The 16,457-nt window shown below is 59.0% G+C and carries 13 protein-coding genes and 1 pseudogene; 6 read left to right on the top strand and 8 right to left on the bottom strand.

What is annotated here, in order from left to right; all coding sequences use genetic code 11:
• Nucleotides 1-301, top strand: a pseudogene (locus B3H64_RS12050) (hypothetical protein); the annotation flags it as partial.
• Between the two features lie 23 nt (nt 302-324).
• Here B3H64_RS12050 and B3H64_RS04420 read toward each other — a convergent pair.
• The 8 genes from B3H64_RS04420 to B3H64_RS04455 all read right to left on the bottom strand — a co-directional run bounded on the left by B3H64_RS04420 (nt 325) and on the right by B3H64_RS04455 (nt 10,937).
• Nucleotides 325-1,713, bottom strand: coding sequence for an S-layer homology domain-containing protein (locus B3H64_RS04420; RefSeq protein WP_050618603.1), 1,389 nt, complete (start codon nt 1,711-1,713; stop codon nt 325-327).
• A 14-nt stretch (nt 1,714-1,727) separates the two neighbouring features.
• Entirely contained in the window at nt 1,728-2,333 is a 606-nt protein-coding gene (locus B3H64_RS04425; RefSeq protein WP_286733293.1) for a hypothetical protein, read from the bottom strand.
• A 3-nt stretch (nt 2,334-2,336) separates the two neighbouring features.
• Nucleotides 2,337-6,965, bottom strand: coding sequence for an InlB B-repeat-containing protein (locus B3H64_RS04430; protein ID WP_286733296.1), 4,629 nt, complete (start codon nt 6,963-6,965; stop codon nt 2,337-2,339).
• A 26-nt stretch (nt 6,966-6,991) separates the two neighbouring features.
• The gene (locus tag B3H64_RS04435) at nt 6,992-7,573 is read right to left on the bottom strand and encodes a SipW-dependent-type signal peptide-containing protein (RefSeq protein WP_286733299.1); all 582 of its coding nucleotides are present in this window, start codon (nt 7,571-7,573) and stop codon (nt 6,992-6,994) included.
• A gap of 205 nt (nt 7,574-7,778) precedes the next feature.
• A complete protein-coding gene (locus B3H64_RS04440; RefSeq protein ID WP_286733302.1) occupies nt 7,779-8,552 on the bottom strand; it encodes a TasA family protein in 774 nt (257 codons plus the stop codon).
• 47 nt (nt 8,553-8,599) lie between these two features.
• On the bottom strand, nt 8,600-9,202 hold the full coding sequence (locus B3H64_RS04445; RefSeq protein WP_286733303.1) for a TasA family protein: 603 nt from the start codon (nt 9,200-9,202) through the stop codon (nt 8,600-8,602).
• Nucleotides 9,203-9,260: 58 nt separating this feature from the next.
• Nucleotides 9,261-9,827, bottom strand: a complete 567-nt coding sequence (locus B3H64_RS04450) for a signal peptidase I (RefSeq protein ID WP_050618609.1) — start codon at nt 9,825-9,827, stop codon at nt 9,261-9,263.
• Between the two features lie 501 nt (nt 9,828-10,328).
• Nucleotides 10,329-10,937, bottom strand: a complete 609-nt coding sequence (locus tag B3H64_RS04455; protein WP_286733307.1) for a recombinase family protein — start codon at nt 10,935-10,937, stop codon at nt 10,329-10,331.
• A 269-nt stretch (nt 10,938-11,206) separates the two neighbouring features.
• On the opposite strand from B3H64_RS04455, the gene B3H64_RS04460 reads away from it, so the two are divergent.
• The 5 genes from B3H64_RS04460 to B3H64_RS04480 all read left to right on the top strand — a co-directional run bounded on the left by B3H64_RS04460 (nt 11,207) and on the right by B3H64_RS04480 (nt 16,437).
• Nucleotides 11,207-12,031, top strand: coding sequence for a helix-turn-helix domain-containing protein (locus B3H64_RS04460; protein ID WP_286733310.1), 825 nt, complete (start codon nt 11,207-11,209; stop codon nt 12,029-12,031).
• Nucleotides 12,032-12,169: 138 nt separating this feature from the next.
• The gene (locus B3H64_RS04465) at nt 12,170-14,626 is read left to right on the top strand and encodes a LuxR C-terminal-related transcriptional regulator (RefSeq protein WP_242853735.1); all 2,457 of its coding nucleotides are present in this window, start codon (nt 12,170-12,172) and stop codon (nt 14,624-14,626) included.
• 263 nt (nt 14,627-14,889) lie between these two features.
• Nucleotides 14,890-15,609 carry a TetR/AcrR family transcriptional regulator gene (locus B3H64_RS04470; protein ID WP_242853736.1) on the top strand — a complete coding sequence of 240 codons (720 nt, stop codon included), beginning with the start codon at nt 14,890-14,892 and terminating at the stop codon, nt 15,607-15,609.
• A gap of 80 nt (nt 15,610-15,689) precedes the next feature.
• The gene (locus tag B3H64_RS04475; protein ID WP_286733315.1) at nt 15,690-15,983 is read left to right on the top strand and encodes a hypothetical protein; all 294 of its coding nucleotides are present in this window, start codon (nt 15,690-15,692) and stop codon (nt 15,981-15,983) included.
• On the top strand, nt 15,976-16,437 hold the full coding sequence (locus B3H64_RS04480; RefSeq protein ID WP_256303600.1) for a hypothetical protein: 462 nt from the start codon (nt 15,976-15,978) through the stop codon (nt 16,435-16,437). Before B3H64_RS04475 ends, B3H64_RS04480 begins: the two co-directional genes overlap by 8 nt.
• Nucleotides 16,438-16,457: the final 20 nt, after the last annotated feature.

Here is a 16,457-nt window from a genome sequence, read left to right on the forward strand (position 1 = left end):
CTTTTTTATCTCCATATTTACTATCCTGCCGATACCTCTGCGAGTTTCGGCAGAATTTTTGCCTTTGTCAACAGGTCCAACTCTTGACGGCACCAACGTCTACTTTACCGACCCTTACTGCGCTTGGCAGAAGGGTACCAACGAAAATTGGAGCGGCCTGCTCCGGTATTTCTGCCCGAAAGGCAGAGTTCTGTCTCGTGCTGCTCCCACCACTCAAAAACGAGGCCTGGCGTTGATTCACGCCAGGCCTCGATCCGCCCAGGAATTATGGGACTTCGAACTCAATTTCGGTTGCACTTAGTTTGACAATTCACTCGCTTCTTCTTAATCCCCAAACACCGAACTGGTGTTGGAGGAGACGACCTCCCCGGGGCTCTCGGAGGAGTTGGCCTCCGACCACGCCCGCTCCAGGGCCGCCCAGTCGCGGACCGGCCGCAGACCGGTCCAGACCTCGTAGACATTCCCATCCTTGTCGTACTTCGGGTCATAATTGTGGGAGTTGGTGGCCTCCTGCACGTCGGCGTAGTACCACTTGGCCGTATCCGTGTTGTCCGGCCAGGTGATCATATCGTCCAGCAGGTAGTCCTTGTGGGGCGCGCGCTCCAGGACCCGGTTGATGATGGTAATGGCCTCCGCCCGGGTGATGTCGTTGTCGGGCCGGAAGGTGCCGTCGGTGTAGCCCTTGACCAGATCGTTCATGTACGCCCGGTTGATCTCGTTGCTGGCCCAGTGCCCGCCGATGTCGCTGAACTGGTCCTCCCCCTCGTACTCGCCGCCGAAGAAGCGGACGGCGATGGCGGCGAACTCGGCACGGGTGATGGACGCGTCGGGATCAAACAGATTGCCCGGCTTGCCGTAGAGGATACCGGCGTTGGACAGCGTGGACACAGCGTTGTTGTACCAGGCGCCAGCATCCACGTCGCCGTAGGAATTGCTCTGGCTCCAGTAGTGGCCGCGGGAGTCCTCCGTCAGCAGACGGAAGAAGATGGTGGCCACCTCGGCGCGGGTAATCTCGGCCTCGGGATGGACCAAGCCGTCGTCCCGGCCGATGATGTAGGCAAAGTGGTCGCCCTTCTCCAGCTCGGGCAGGGGACCCAGAGGCGGATTCGTCTCAGGGATTTCGGTCCCGCCGCCACCGCCGCCGCCACCGCCGGGGATGTACTCAGCGGTGAACACCCACGCCACCGCGCCCTGGAGGCCCTGGAGGCCGTTCCCAGCCGTCAGGGGGATGTTCAAAGTAACGCTCAAGTCCAGCGTGTCGCTGCTCTTCAATTTTCCCAGTTTGACGCCCTCGGCCAGGCTTCCCTCGGCCAGGACGGTCTCCCCCTGCTTTACCGTCAGGGTGACGCCCTCCGCATCCAGGAGCTCGGCGTAGTCCAGCTTCTCGTCGGCGCTGATGCCGTCCCCCTCCGACTCGACCTTGAGGTACATGTTGACCGAGCCTCTCCCCGTGCCGGACACCTTGACCTTGATCGCCTGGCTGACAGCGTCGCCCGGCATCAGGTTTTTCAGGTCCCGGAAGAGGTCGGGGTACTGATGGCCGTGTTCGTCACTGTAGGCGGCCACGTTGGTGAATTGGAACTGTTTTACACTGTGGTCATAGGTGACCGTGGGCACACCGTCATCCGCCAGGGCGGTGACCGCCACGAGGCCCACCATCAGCGCCGCCGCCAGACCCATGGACAGCAGGGCGCGCAATTTGGTTTTCTTCATAGCATGTCACCTCCTCACGGTTGCTGAAGCTGAATTAGAAGCATCGTGCCATCGACTCCGGTCACTGCGCCCCCCTTGTCCGTCCCCCACATGGCCGTTACAGCTCTTGTGGGATCAGCCTGAATGGAGTCGGCCATGACCTGGAGGTTCATATGGTAGCCGTTCTCCGTCGTAACGGTCGCCTTTTCGAGCAAAACCGCTGTACGGCCTCCTGGGGCCACTGGGGTCTGGTAGTAATAATAGCCATCAGAACCTTTCAGCCATCCTTCCCCCGGGAACGTTCCCTCAATTTTCAAATCCTCCAGGCTAGCGGGCTCCCCCACTGCATTTTTCCCCTCTGCATCGGAGGTCCAGGTGGGAACCAGCGCCACACGGATATAGGCTTCCACTTCGCCGGTGTTTTTCACCTGGACATTGCTTTTGGTCTGTTTGTCAAATCCTTCTTCAATCTCCACGCCCGGCGTGGCAACGGTGAAGGTGTTAGTGATAGCGTTGGTGTGGGCGGTGAGCCAGGCCAGAGTACCACCCACCGACATGACCAGCACCATAAGGAGGGCTGCCGCAGCCAGCGGCGTCAGCCTGCACCTCTTCAAAACGCGCTTTCCTCGATAACTCGCCATGGCTTACACCTCCTCCCCGTTCAGCTCAAGTTTCTTTTCCGGCAGGGCTGCAGGCTGGATGTCCTGTGCCTGATTCGTGGTCACCACATCGAACACGTTGTCCACCTTGTCGCTGGCGCCGAACCAGTTGCTGGTCTTCTCGTTGGTAAAGGAGACGGTCCCGGCGCCGCCGCCGGGGACGGTGACATCCTTGCTGGCACCATTCGTACACTCGTACTTCCAAGACCAGCCGGTGCGCTCGGCGACGGTGTAGCTTCCGGCGGTCAGGCCCTGAATCGTCGTGCTGCCCTTGCCGTCGGCACCGCAGCTTATGACCACCGTGTAGGTCTTGCCCCCGCCTGTTACATCAAAGATGAAGTCCTGCTCCACCCCGCCCTTGACGGTTTTTTCGATGGTCAAGCTGCCCTGGTTGGGCTCAAACTTAGCGTAGTAGGTGGCGGCCACGTTCTTGCCGGCTACCTTTTCAGGAACATACTTGCTGTCAGCAGACACCCGGGTCGTGCAGGCCGCGTCGCTGTACCAGCCCACGAAGCGGTATTCCTCACTGCTGGCCGTGGCGGTGGAGCCGATGGCGGTGCCGCTGAGGACTTTTACGGTCTCGCTGGCGAGGGTAACCGTGCCGCAGCCCTCCGGGCCAACCACCTGATATTGGATGGTGACATCCTGCTCCTGATAGTAGAAGGTAATGACGTTCAGCTTGGCCTCCGTCTGGCTTTCCTCAATGCGAATGTTCAGCGTCTGGGGGGTGGAAGTCACTGGGTCATAGTCCTCAATGGGGATGGCCGCCTCGGAAATGACCGCCCCATACCTGCCTTTGCCGTCCTTGGGGTTTGCCAGCGGTTTACCGGTCCCCTGCTCCAGATAGCGCACCTGATAGGGGTACTCATTTCGGATATAATACAGCTTGAGCTCCAAGCCGCCGGCCGTCAGTTCGCCGCTGGCTACCGTACCCTCCACCGTGGAGTCATAGGTAAAGCCGGGGATGGTGAGGGGGTCGGCGGTGTAGGTCGTGCCGATGTCGCCCACAGCCTGGGAAGAGGCGTACTCCGTCCAGGTCGCCCCGTCGGTATTCTGGGTGTAGTGGGTGATCTTGTAGTAGGCGTGGGTGGTATCCTCGGTATAGTAGAAGATGATCTCGTTGACCGCGCCCTCTTCTGCGCTGACTACCAGACGCTTCTGGTAGGCGTCGGGCATCATGCCGGAGACGGGCACGAAGGTCTCGGTGACCACGGCCTTCCGGTTGTTGTCGACCGTCTTTGTATCAGCCACGGGTTCACCAGTCTCTTTGTTCAGGTACCGGACGGTGTAGGGCACAGCATCCTTCTGGATGTACTCGAAGGTAAAGATGTTCTTGGTCGGGTCGTCAATGTTAATGGTCAGGGAGTGGGACTTCACCACGGGGAAGTAGCCCTCCTGATAGCCGTCATAGAGGTCGGCGCCGCCCTTGGCCTCAAAGGTCTTGGTGACGCCCGCCAGACCGGAGCCGGTGGTGGGCGCGGCGATCTCGGTGTCAGTGCCATGGAGCTTGTAGGAGATGGTATATTCCATCAGTGTGTTGGAGCTCCACTTGCCGTAAACCTTCAGATCCTTGTTGACGGGCATATTGACAAAGTCGAAGGCCTTCTCCACGCCGTTGTCCAGGTAGAACCAGCCCACAAAGGTATAGCTGCCGTTGGCGGGGTCTGCGGGAGCCGGGTCCACCAAACTGCCGTGGGAGACCGTCCGTTCGGGGTGGGTGCCGAGTTTGGTCCCAGCCTCCAGCGCGGCCTTATCCAGATAGAACTCCACCGTGTGGGTGACGGGCACCCACTTGGCGTAGAGGCTGAGCGCCACCTCTCCATTCACATTATTGGGTCCAGCGGGCATAGTGTGTGCGGAAAAAACAAATTCCTCTCCGGAGCATTCAGGGTTTAAATACCAACCAGCGAACGTCACAGAACCGGGCTCATACTTTGCAGGCACCTGATCATCCGTTGGAACATAGGCATAGCTGCTCAGATTTTTTTGATAGGGGATATTTTCTTCCGTGTGAATTAGCTCTGTAGGATTGTAGAACACAATGTCAAAAGAGTTCCGGGTATAATAGAGATACATTTCTTTGCTTACCTTGTTAAAAATGGTGCTGGGATAATAGTCACCTTTCGTAAAGCCAATGATCTCATGGAACTCTTCAGATTCCGTTAAACGTCCACTATTCGGCAAGTACACTGTTTTATACAGGTCGTACTTCTTCCCACCGTGTTCATGTGCTCCGGTACCGTCCAAGGACTCGACATAATAGTACAGCGTGGCACTATCGTCTGTATTATTCCTTGTAAACGTGATATTCTCACTGGGCATAGTGTCAATAGACAGTACATTTGTGCCAGGTTTGAATGTCTGACATCCGTCGGGAACTTTCCACTCTGTACCTTTATATGTTGTCCCGTTAGTTCCAACAATTGGGAACATAGTATGAATATCCGCGCCCCACTTATCCGTGATTGTCGCAACAGTATTGTTGCTTGCCCGGAACGTGAGGGTGAACTGGGTCCGGTCAAAGTATACGTTCATGACGGAACTGCCGTCTGCGGCCACGGTAATCTCGTCGGAGCGCACATAGGTCCAGAGCGCAGTGTCCATCCCGCTGGCGCTGGCATTCAGATAGCATTCGTCAGTGTGGGTGTGCGCGGTTTCCATGCAGGTCAGCGTATAGCAATCAGGGAAACTGTGGTTGTGATTAGTCAGACCGCAAGAGTAACAGGTGTCGGTATGGATGTGGGTACAGGAGAGGGTAATTTGAGTCGTATCCCTCTTATACCCACTATTTGTGTACGCACAATACCATTTGCCATCCAGGTAGAGGTAATAATGTGTGGTACTGACAAACTGGCCCGTCGTATATGTATAGATCCCATCACCGTTTGTAGAGATAGTCTCGTCTGGCGTAGCCTCTTTCAGCGTGCGGTTGTTGGCGGCCTTATAGCAACCCACAGTATGGGTATGTGTGCAATTCACTGTACATCCGGCCTCAGTGTGGTTATGCTCCGGGAGTGTACAGCTTAACTCATAGCATTCATCCTTGGTATGCTGATGGGTCTCCAATCCGCAAACCAGTTGATTGCTTCCGTAAGTAATGGTAGTACCAGGCTTGGCATAAATCTCACTAGACTTGATGTAGGAATACCCCTCATCATTGGCATTCTCGCCCCAGACGACAATGGAAACCTTAGCGGTGTCGTCCGGCTGCCAAAGCGCCTTGTAGGTCTTGTTCCCGGCGGGCATTTCGTCGGGCAGATCCACAACAGTCGTTCCGTCCTCAGACCACCCCTTAAAGGTATACCCAGCCTTGGTGGGCGTACCCACATCATCAACGATGGGCGTGCCGTAGCGGGCGTAGATGGGCTCCACGCCGTAGCCGCCGTCCAGGTCGAACAGCATCAGACTGTAGATGCGGTCATAGTAGACCTCCACCACGGTGCTGCCGTCGGCGGCGATGGCGGGCTTCTCATACAGCAGCGAATAGAAGCCCTCAGGGTTATTCTCGGTGTCATCGTCTTTGTCCCAAGCCACCTCGGGCACGGGGGAGTTGGTCAGGCCCTGCCTGGTCTCCCGCTCTACCTCCGTATACTGGTCGTTGTCCACGTTCTGCTGATAGTGGATGACGGTGTAGTCCACGTTGGTGGGCTTGTAGACCACGGTGATCGTGTGGTCCTCTTGAATGTTGGTATAGTTCAGTTCAATGGAGGAAGAGGTTTCCGCCGCTTCGCCCACATAGGGCAGATAGCCCTGCACGACCGGGAAGGTGACCGTAGCGCTGAAGCTGCTGCCCGCGGCCAGGCTGGCGGTGTAGGGGTCGGCTACCATCTCGCCATTCTCGAACACATAGTGGATGACCACATTGTAGGTCGCCGGGGTAGGCGTCTCATTCGCCAGAAGCATCCGCTTCAGGGAATAACCATGGACCACAGGGGTGCTGTAGTCCACTGCGCCGGCCTCCTCGCCGGAGGCATCCTCCCCTTCCGCCGCTGGCTCCTCGGTGGGCGCAGGGGCCTCGGGTTCCTCGGTGGGCGCAGGGGCCTCAGGTTCCTCGGTGGGCGCAGGGACCTCGGGTTCCTCGGTGGGCGCGGGGGCCTCGGGTTCCTCGGTGGCCGCAGGGGCCTCGGGTTCCTCCACAGGCTCCTCCGGCAGCTCGACCACGGCAGGCTCAGTCACGATGGCCACCACCGGCTCCTCCGGCAGCTCAATGACGGTGGGCTCGGTCACAGTGACCACCACAGGCTCGCTCAGGATGGTCTCCCCGCCGATGACACTGCGGCAGCGCACATAGGCCTGGCCGTTCTCGTCCAGCAGGTTGACCACCATAGGATAGCTCAAATTACACTCCGCCTCGGTCTGGCCAAAGATATCCACCCACAGCTCCGGGGATTCCATCACCCGGATCTGCCACTGATAGGTCTCGGCGTCCGCAGGGTCTGCCGTGAGGACCGTCTTTTCGTTTTCCGGCAGCTCGACCGCCTCGACCGCGTCCTCCTCCAGCATCAGGGCGAGCGTACTCACATCCGGCTCGAGCCCCGGCTCGAAGGCGTAGGCCGGGACCATGCCCGCAAGCAGACCCAGGCACAGCGCCAGCGCCAAAATTCGTTTTTTCATCCTAAGTCACACCTCTTTTCCGGGCGTCACGCCGCCGCCGGCCAGCCCTGCACGTCCAGGACCGTGCCCCCGGCCGGGATCGGATTGTTCTTCACCTGCACCGCCTGGGCCTCAATGTCGATGGCAACGGTGCAATTCTGATACGCATTGCCCATATCGGCCGCGAAAGTGACGGTATCAAACAGGGCCACGCGGTTTTCCTCGCCGGAGGCCACAGGCTCGGCGCAGTAATACCAGCCGTCCTTTTGCAGCCACTGCCGGGCATCCACATTCAGCGACACCACATCGCCGGAGAGCGGCGCGCCATCCGCCCCGGTGACGGTCACCGCCACCTTCACACGGGTATAGAAGGGCTGGCTGCCGCTGTTCTCCACATAGGGGATCTTGGACACCGACTGGCCGGGCATCACGCCGGTGATCGGCTCGTCGGGATACTCGGCCAGTTGGCCGTCCGCACCCTGCTGCATCTCGTGCAGGGTCAGCTCCACGGTGCCGGTGGTAATCACGTTGGTGGCTCTGCCCTCCGCCGTGAAGTAGGCCAGGGTGCCCAGGGCGCACAGGGCCAGCACCGCGGCGACCACGCCGGCAATCGCAAGTCGTTTCTTCATCCTCTTACCGCCTTTCCGTCCGGAATCGAATGCTCTCTCTGTTCCCTGCTGTTCTCACAGGAATGGTCAAAGTCATGTGCGGGGATGGGGTCTGCAAGGGGTCTTTTCTGGCAGGGAGGCCGAAATCAATGGCGGAGGGGAGGGGGAAACTCCCCTCCGCCCGTTATGTCTGGGAACCGGTACCGCTTACATATGGAAGCTCAAATTATTTGCCGTCAAAGGCCACAAAGGCGGCGGTGGCGTTGGCAAAGCCGTCGGCCTGGATGGCATCGGCCTGGACCAGAACGTCAAAGGTGCCGTCTTTGACATTACTCAGGTCCGTCACGGAAGCGGGAATGGCGATGCTGCCCCAGCAGTTCCAGAAGGTCATCTCTCCGGGCGCAAGCGCGTTGACGTAGGTGAAGCTGTACTGCATATAATTCTCGTTGTCAACCGTCACAGGCGTACCCTTGTCGTTCGCCCCCAAATCAGCAATGACCTGCCCATTGTTGATAGCGGTGCTAGTCCAATAGCTATTCTCCCACAGCATGTCGTTCAGGTAGGCAGGGATGAGCACACGGACACGGACATAGGCATCATTCGTCTTGCTGGTGTTGATGACATAGGGACACTTGCGGACGCTGGTACCGGGAGTCATGTTTTTGCCGGCCTCCGCCAAATACTGGGCATAGTTCTCAGCATCTGCTTTGATCTGGTCATCGGTGAAGTAAGCGCCTGTCCACTTGGTATCAGCAGCAGTTCCAGCAGCGCCGTTCATGGTTTGATTAGGTGTCCACAGCGGGCTGGTAGAGGTTGCACCGTTGGCCACACCTGCGTTCACGCGGTGGAGCTGGGACTCAATCAACTCAATGCTTACGCTACCAACGGTAAAGGTGTTCTCGGCAGTCTTGGTATCAGTGAAGTAGGCCAGAGACATGCCGATGACCAGAGTGGCCAGCATGCAGACGGCCAGTGCGGCAGTCAGAATCTTCTTCTTCATGATTTAGCTTCCTTTCCTGTTATGTAATTTCAGTTATGTCTTGCGAATCAAGCCGTAGGAACTTTGTTCCAGGCCTCAGCAGCAGTTCCCACGCCGTCCTTCTGTACCGCATAGGCGGTGAAGGTCAGGGTGGGAGCGGAAGCTGTTTGGGCAGTAATCTCATCCATCATAGCCTTGGTGACGCTATCCTTGACAAGCACCTTGTTAGCGGTGAACGTTGCGGGATCCCCGGACTCATAGCCAATCACGTCGAAGCTCTGGTCTGTATCGCTGGCGGCGACCTCACGGTAGTACACGCCAGTCACGCCAGTCACGCCAGTCAGTTCCTTCCAAGAGTCCTCGCCGAGTTTGACCTTATAGCTGATGAAGTCGTCCAGATTGTCGCTCTCCGCGATCTTCACAAACAGCCAGCAGGCCTCGCTGCCCGCCTTGACGGTGACCTTGGGGTCCTTGGCAATCGTCTGGCCGGGCACCATCTTAAACTCTTTTGTATTTCCCCCGGCCTCTTCTGTCAGCGTAATGTTGATGTTGCCGACGGTAAAGGTGTTTTTGACCTCCTCGGTCTTGGCGGTCAGCCAGGCCAGGGTGCCGCCGATGCCGATGGCCACGGCCAGCGCCAGGGAAAGTACCAGGGTCAGTGTCTTTTTCATGTGTTTTCTTCTCCTTTCTTCTCTTGGGGTCGCTTGTTTTGGGTACCGGGTAAGTTTATCAAATGCCTTTCGGCTTTCCCCCTGTATCAGGCTGGGCGGCGCGCTTTTTCTCCGCCGCCTTCCGGTCGGACTTTTCCGCCCATTTGAGCAGCTCGGGCGTGAACAGAAGCACCAGCAGCACGCCGATGACGCTCCAGCCCACATACATGCCGGGCGGATGGGTGAGAAAATTGGACAGATAGCCCAGCTTGGGTATGCAAAACACCGGCTTACCGATCAAATTCTTGAAGTGGACCGGCGCGCCGTCCACGGCGTCGTTGGCGTCGCCCTTGGTGGTGAAGCGCTGGTTCTCGCCGTCAATGTCCACCACCCGGTGGGTGGCCACCACCAGGTCCTCGTTCATGACAAAGGTGATGGGGTCCCCCACCTGAATCTGCTCCGCCGGGACCTTTTTGACATAAATCAGCGCGCCGGTGGGGTAAGTGGGCTCCATACTGCCGCTGAGGACCACGAAGGGGGTCAGCCCCACCAGCCGCACGCCCACCAGCAGCACCGCCAGCAGAACGACCGCCGCCACCAGCACCGTCGTCACGATATTCCACAGCCTTTTCAGCAGCGTGGGCATCGGCTTCCCTCCCGTTTGGTTACAAATTTCATTTTTGCTGTGCTGTTTGGCGCAATCATGCACTTTTTCTTGTGTCGCATCAAATTCCTACAAATATGCTTTGTTTTCTCAATTTTACACAGAACATGGAACTATTTGTATGGTAACACTTTCGTGCAAGGAAGTCTACGCATAAAAGCGAAAAATTTTTACTAATCACTTCTCTTTTTGTAACCAAAGCATGCGTCCCCCTCACAAAACGTGTTTTGGGAGACTTCCAGCACCGTCGCCACGATATTCCACAGCTTTTTCCGCAACGAGGGCATTGACTTCCCTCCCATTCGGTTACAAATTTCATTTTTCCCGCGCTGTTCCGCGCAACCATGTAGACTTTCTTGCGCAAGAGTGATACGATATCAACAGTGCTGGATTCTATGTAAAACGGCGAAATAACGGCACCTTTGATGGGACTTCTATCCTGCGCAGGAAAGTCTACACATAAAAGCAAAAATTTTTTACAAATTACTTTTCTTTTTGTAACCGAAGCATGTGCTCCCATTTCAAAAATGTGTTTTGGGAGACTTTCAGCAGTGCCGCGGCCTGGCGGGAATTGAGCTCACCCTCCGCCCAGCGCGCCCGGACCTCCAGAAAATCCGCGGGCACCGGGATGGCCTCCCGCCCGAACCGCACGCCCCGCGCCTTGGCCGCCGTGATGCCCTCCCGCTGCCGCTGGCGGATGAATTCGCGCTCCGTCTGCGCCACATAGCTCAAAAGCTGTAGCACAATGTCCGAGATCAGCGTCCCCGTCAGATCCCGGTCCTGCCGCGTATCCAGAAGCGGCATGTCCAGCACCACAATGGCGGCCTGCTTCTCCTTCGTGATGAGCCGCCACTGCTCCAGAATCTCGTTGTAGTTGCGCCCCAGCCGGTCAATGCTCTTGACGAACAGCGTATCGCCCCGTCGAAGCCGGTGCAGCAATTGCTGATACCCCTGCCGGTCAAAGTCCTTGCCCGACTGCTTGTCCATATAGATTCTCTTTTCCTCTACCCCGGCTTTATAAAGGGCGTCGAGCTGTCTTGCCTCGTTCTGCTCGCGGGTGGATACCCGAATATAACCGTAGGTCTGCCGCATTACATGCTCCTCCTTTATTATTTTGATCCATTTATTCTAGGGAACCTGCCGCCCTATATTTCGGTCTTTTCCATAGAAAAAGGGAAAGCCCGGACCCTCAAAGCGAGGATTCGGGTCTTCTGCCTGTAGTGTTCCGATTTTCGGCGCTTCCATACGCCTGTTTCCGGCGGCCGCAACCGCCAGTTGCAAAATTTCAAAGGCGGCTTGGTGGACTTTTTGCGCCCCCCGGGCTATACTGGGTCCATCAAGCTTCAAAGGAGGACCCACCGATGTCCCTTGGCGAAACCATCCACCGGCTTCGCACCGAGCAGAACCTCTCCCAGGACGGCCTGGCCGACGCTCTGGGCGTCTCCCGCCAGTCCATCTCCAAATGGGAGACCAACCGCTCGGTCCCCGATCTGGACAAGCTGGTCAAGTTGAGCGGCGTATTTGGCGTTACACTGGATGAGCTGGTCCTGGGCGAGCGCCCCGCCCCCGCGCCGGACCCCGTCCCGCCGGCTCCGCCGCCGCATGCCGCCTTCCCGCCCCGGAAAATCGCCGGGGCTATCCTGCTCTGCATGGGGTTTCTGGTGGTTCTGTCCTGTACGCTGCTGGGCTCCCTCCTCGCCGGGCTGCTCTTCGCCTCTCCCCTTCTGCTCTGCGGCGCCGTGTGCTTCCTGCTCCGCACCCATACGGGGCTCTGGTGCGCATGGGCCGTCTGCATCCCCGTGGATGTCTACCTGCGCTATGCCACTGGAATCGACTGGAGGCTGACCCTGTTCACCCCCCACTTTCAGCCCAGCATGAACTACATCCGCCTGGCCGTCGCGTGGGGGCAGTTGGCAGCCATGGTGCTGCTGGTCTTTCTGACCGCCGTGCTGCTCCGCAAAAAAGAGCTGGCGGACACCCGCCGCAGTCGGGGCCTGCTTCTCGGCGGCTGGGCTCTTTTCCTGCTTTCGTGCGTCCTGCCCTCCCTCCTCTGGTCCAGCCAGAGGTGGTTTGCCTTTTTCTTCGCCGCCCTGGACTGGGGCCGGATTGCCCTGCTGGCCGCCCTGCTGGTGCTGACACTCCGCTTCCTGCGGGGCCGAAGGGCGGAAAACACAGCCACCTGCTGACCGGCGGTGGGGGGAGACGAGCGGTCTCTCCCCACCGTTTCTTTCTTTTTTTCTGGAAAGCATTTGCATCAGGCTTCCTGGAACGATATAATAAGCCATATTGAATGCCCATATCCAAAAGGAAAGGAGGGCCGCCCTGTGGGAAGGCAAAAGAAGATCAATCCGGCCGTCCTCTATTTCCCTGCCGGAATCCAGGAAAAACTGTGCTACCTGCGGCAATACCCGCTGACGGTCATCCACGCGCCGGCCGGCTTTGGCAAAAGCACCGCCCTGCGCCGTTTTTTTGAGCAGAATGTCTCCCCATCCACCCCGGTCCTGTGGCATACCTTCCTGGCCCGGCAGCCCTCCGCCTCCTGGCGCTCCATCTGTGCCCTGATCGGTCAGGCCGACCGAAAATGCGCCGACGAGCTGGCCGCCATCGGCCTGCCCGACAGCGACGTGCTGCCCGAGCTGGCGGAGGCGCTGGAAAATCTGGAGTGCAACGAGGAGACCTATCTGGTGCTGGACAGCTTTGAGCTGTCTGGCCTGCCTACCCCGGAAACGCTGCTGGAGCTCTTCTCCAAGCAGGGGAGCGAGGGGCTCCACATCGTCGTCGTCACCCGGGAGCTGGCTGCCAGCGTCCTGCTCTCCAACCACCGCGTCTACCGGCTGGAGGCGGCGGATTTTACCTTCTCCGCCGCGGATACGGAGGGCTACTTCCGCCTGGCCGGGCTGGACGTGGCCCGTGGGCAGGCGCTGGCCGTCCACCAGGCAACCGGCGGCTGGGTGCTGGCGCTGCACATGCAGATCATGGCTTACCTGAAAAGCGGCGCCTTCTCCAGCGCCGACACCTACCAGCTCATCCAGCAGGTGGTGTGGGACGGGCTCACCGACGCCGCCCGGGAGCTCTTTCTGTCCGTATCCATCCTGCCCCACTTCACCCTCTCCCAGGCGGTCAGCCTCACCGGCCAGGATGTGGAGCAGACGGAGCAGCTCATGCTGGAGCAGGCCGCCTTCGTCCACTTCGACGAGGAGACCCACTCCTTTTACCTCCATACGATCTTTGCCGCCTTCCTCCGCAACAAGTTCCAGCTCCTGCCCGAAGCGCGCCGGAAGGCCATTTACCTGGCGGCCGGCGATCTGTCGGCCCGGGCCGGCGACCGGACCAACACCCTGCAGTTTTATTACTACTCCGGCGCGTGGGAAAAGCTGCTGGCCCTGCCCCTGACCAGCTACGACCTGGCGGACGTGCTCGACGAGACCACCAAGCCCATGATCGTCGATGTAGTCGAGCATACCCCATATGAAATCAAGGCCAGATACCCCTTTGCCATGGTGCCGCTGGCCTTTACCCTGTTCTTTCTGCACGAAAACGAAAAGCTGGTGGCCGCCAGCGGCGAGATCGAGCGGATCATCCGGGAGAGCGAGCTGTCCCAGCGCCAGAAGAACAGACTGCTGGGCGAGATGGAGCTGCTGCTCTCCTTCCTGGAGTACAACCGCATCGACGCCATGAGCCGGCGCCACCGGCGGGCGCTGGAGCTGCTGCGCGGTCCCGCCGCGCTCATCAACACCAAGAGCACCTGGACCTTCGGCTCCCCCTCCATCCTGTATATGTACTGGCGGGAGACCGGCAAGCTGTCGGAGGAGCTGGAGCAGATGGATGCGTGCATGCCCATCTACTACCGCCTGACCCAGGGACACGGCACCGGCGCGGAGCACATCATGCGGGCCGAGGCCCAGTTCCTCCACGGCGAGACGGAGGAGGCCGAGGTACTCTGCCACCGCGCCCTGTTCGCCGCCGACACCAGGCACCAAAACAGCATCTATCTGTGCGGCCTGTTCCTGTTGGCCCGGATCGCCCTGCTGCGGGGGGACAAGGCGCTGTTTCAAAACGCCGTCCAATCCATCGCCGAGCGCTCCCGGCAGAATGCCGAGGACCTGTGCCGCTACACCCAGGATCTGTGCCTGGGCTATCTCCACACTCTGCTGGGCAACGACCAGGCCGTGGCCCCGTGGCTGGCCGAGGGGGAGATCACCGACCGGCGTCTGGTGGTGATGACCCAGCCCTTCGCCTACATCGTCTATGGCCGCTGCCTGCTGCGGCGGCGGGAATACCGCAAGCTGCTGGGGGCCTGCCAGCACATGGCGGCCCTGTCCTCCATCTTCCCCAATCTGCTCTCCCAGCTCTACGCCAAGCTCTACTTCGCCCAGGCCCTGGACGCGCTTGGGAAACACCCCGAGGCTCAGGCGGCCCTTCAGGAAGCCCTGGACATGGCCCTGCCCGACGGCGTCCTCTTCCCCTTTGCGGAAAATTACGACGGGCTGCGCTCCCTGTTGCCCGGAGTGGTCTCCTCCGCCCAGCGGGACGACCTGTCCCGAATCGAGGCCCTGGCCGGCCAGCTCGACCTCTCGCTGGGCCGCCTTCAGAGCACCCGGCCCGAGCTCTCCCCCCGGGAGCGGGAGGTCTACGAGCTCATCCGGGCGGGCGTCACGGGCAACCGCGAGCTCGCCGAGACCCTCCACGTTTCCGTAGCCACCGTCAAAACCCTCCTGGGCCGCATCTACGAAAAAACGGGGGTTTCCTCAAAAACCCATTTGGTGCTGTCTGATTTATAGAATCAGACCCGGCTTTTCGAAAAATAGCCAATCGGATGACTGCCATCCCTCAAAAACAGTGATATGCTTCCTCTGTAAGAGACTGTGGTATCGCACGCGGTCTCTCCCAGAGGGAGCATTCTTTTTTCGTGCGCAGCCGCGCCTTGGCTCCGTTAACAGACCCCCTGACTCAAAAATCGCTTGCAAAATATTCCTGTGTGCAGTAAAATTGATACAACTCAAAATAAGAATCAGAATTAGGGTCAAAATTCAGGGGTGAGGTTATGTCAAAGCATGGTTTACAGCACAGGGGGCTGATCCGGCGGAGCAAGATCCTCCGCTCAGCCGTGAAGCTGTTTTTGGAGAAGGGCTATGCGTCCACCACAACGCCGGAGATCATGAAGGCCACAGGAATGTCCGCATCTTCTTTTTTTGCCGCATTCAAAGACAAAGAGGCACTTCTGCTGACGCTGGTCGGGCAAATGTTTGAAAGCCAGTTCAAGAATGCCGGAAGCCTGCTGTGCGCCGATATTGACCCGCTTATGCTCTATGCGGTAGAGACGGCGCTGCAAATGCATATTACGGAGTTGTCCGAGCCGCTGCGCGAGTTGTATGTGACCGCCTATACGCTGACCAGCACAGCAGAGTATATCCACCGGAACACGGCAAAGAAGTTGCCCGCGATTTTCCACCTATATCAGCCGAACGCCACCGAAAAGGACTTTTATGAGTTGGAGCTCGCCTCCTCCGGTGTTACCCGGAGCTATATGGCCAAGCCCTGCGACATGTATTTTCCCATGGAGCAGAAGCTGCGGCGTTACTTGGGCTGCTGTTTTCGGATCTATGATGTGCCGCGAGAGAAGTATGAGCCGGTCATCGAAGCTGTCCTGCGGACGGATCTGCACACAGAGGCAGAGAAGATCATTGCGGAGACCGTGGCAAAGGCCGAAGCGGGTTTCGATGCGCTGTTGGAAGAGACGCAACCGCACCATGGATCACTCTGAAGCCTTTTTGTCCTCCGAGCACGAAACCATTGCGTATCCATTTCTTTTCCATCCATCTTCAAGAAAGGAGGAGCACACTTTTGAGTAGCCGCAGCGAAATACAGCCGCCCACCATCCTGCGCGTCATGCCGCTGGAGGGGTTCCGCCTGCGGCTGGAGCTGGGCAGCGGCAGCGTGCTGGAGCTGGACATGTCCAACCGCCTGGATACCATCCGCTTCTGCCCGCTGAGGGAGCTGGAGGTCTTTCAGTCGGTCACCACGGACGGCAGAAGGCTGTACTTCGGCAGGGCCCTGGAGATCACGGCGGAGGAGGCCATGAGTCTGGCGATGGTTCCGCCTCCCCGCTATGTGCCGGGAGGTGAGAAGGGTGGCTGAGCCCCGCTACCGCGGGTGCATCCAGATGCTGGTGATGGACCTGGCCGTGGAGGACATCCTCTGCCTGCGCCTGAAGGACCCATCCGGATTCTACCCCACCGTCACCTGCCGGGACGTCCTCTATTCCCAGCTCTCCCCAGCCGACATCGGGCGGACCATTCTCTCCGTTCAGGCGATCCCGCCGGACAAGCTGGGCGTACCGGAGCTGGAGGCCGTGTGCAGGCAGTACTGCCTGGACTCCCTGGACCCGGACGGTCAGTGGCTGATCCACGCTTTGGCCCGATACCGGGCCAAACTGCTGCTCCATTGCATGGACCTGGGGCCGCCCCGTCTGGTGGTGGCCGGCGATGTGGAAGTCCGCCGGAAGCCGTCCGGCGAGTTCCGGTACTGGGAAAACGGCTATACCTATCAAGACGCCTACCTCCGCCACACGGTGTCCCCGGCGGACGGCTAAGGCATCGGAAGAGCATAATT

It is taken from the genome of Intestinimonas sp. UBA1698 (assembly GCF_002320075.1).
GTDB classification, from domain to species: domain Bacteria; phylum Bacillota; class Clostridia; order Oscillospirales; family Oscillospiraceae; genus Intestinimonas; species Intestinimonas massiliensis.

Coding starts and splice junctions, on each gene's coding strand:
- B3H64_RS04445 (WP_286733303.1), bottom strand. CDS start 9,202: ATGAAAAAGACACTGACCCTGGTACTTTCCCTGGCGCTGGCCGTGGCC.
- B3H64_RS04440 (WP_286733302.1), bottom strand. CDS start 8,552: ATGAAGAAGAAGATTCTGACTGCCGCACTGGCCGTCTGCATGCTGGCC.
- B3H64_RS04450 (WP_050618609.1), bottom strand. CDS start 9,827: ATGCCCACGCTGCTGAAAAGGCTGTGGAATATCGTGACGACGGTGCTG.
- B3H64_RS04425 (WP_286733293.1), bottom strand. CDS start 2,333: ATGGCGAGTTATCGAGGAAAGCGCGTTTTGAAGAGGTGCAGGCTGACG.
- B3H64_RS04455 (WP_286733307.1), bottom strand. CDS start 10,937: ATGCGGCAGACCTACGGTTATATTCGGGTATCCACCCGCGAGCAGAAC.
- B3H64_RS04420 (WP_050618603.1), bottom strand. CDS start 1,713: ATGAAGAAAACCAAATTGCGCGCCCTGCTGTCCATGGGTCTGGCGGCG.
- B3H64_RS04435 (WP_286733299.1), bottom strand. CDS start 7,573: ATGAAGAAACGACTTGCGATTGCCGGCGTGGTCGCCGCGGTGCTGGCC.
- B3H64_RS04470 (WP_242853736.1), top strand. CDS start 14,890: ATGTCAAAGCATGGTTTACAGCACAGGGGGCTGATCCGGCGGAGCAAG.
- B3H64_RS04460 (WP_286733310.1), top strand. CDS start 11,207: ATGTCCCTTGGCGAAACCATCCACCGGCTTCGCACCGAGCAGAACCTC.
- B3H64_RS04430 (WP_286733296.1), bottom strand. CDS start 6,965: ATGAAAAAACGAATTTTGGCGCTGGCGCTGTGCCTGGGTCTGCTTGCG.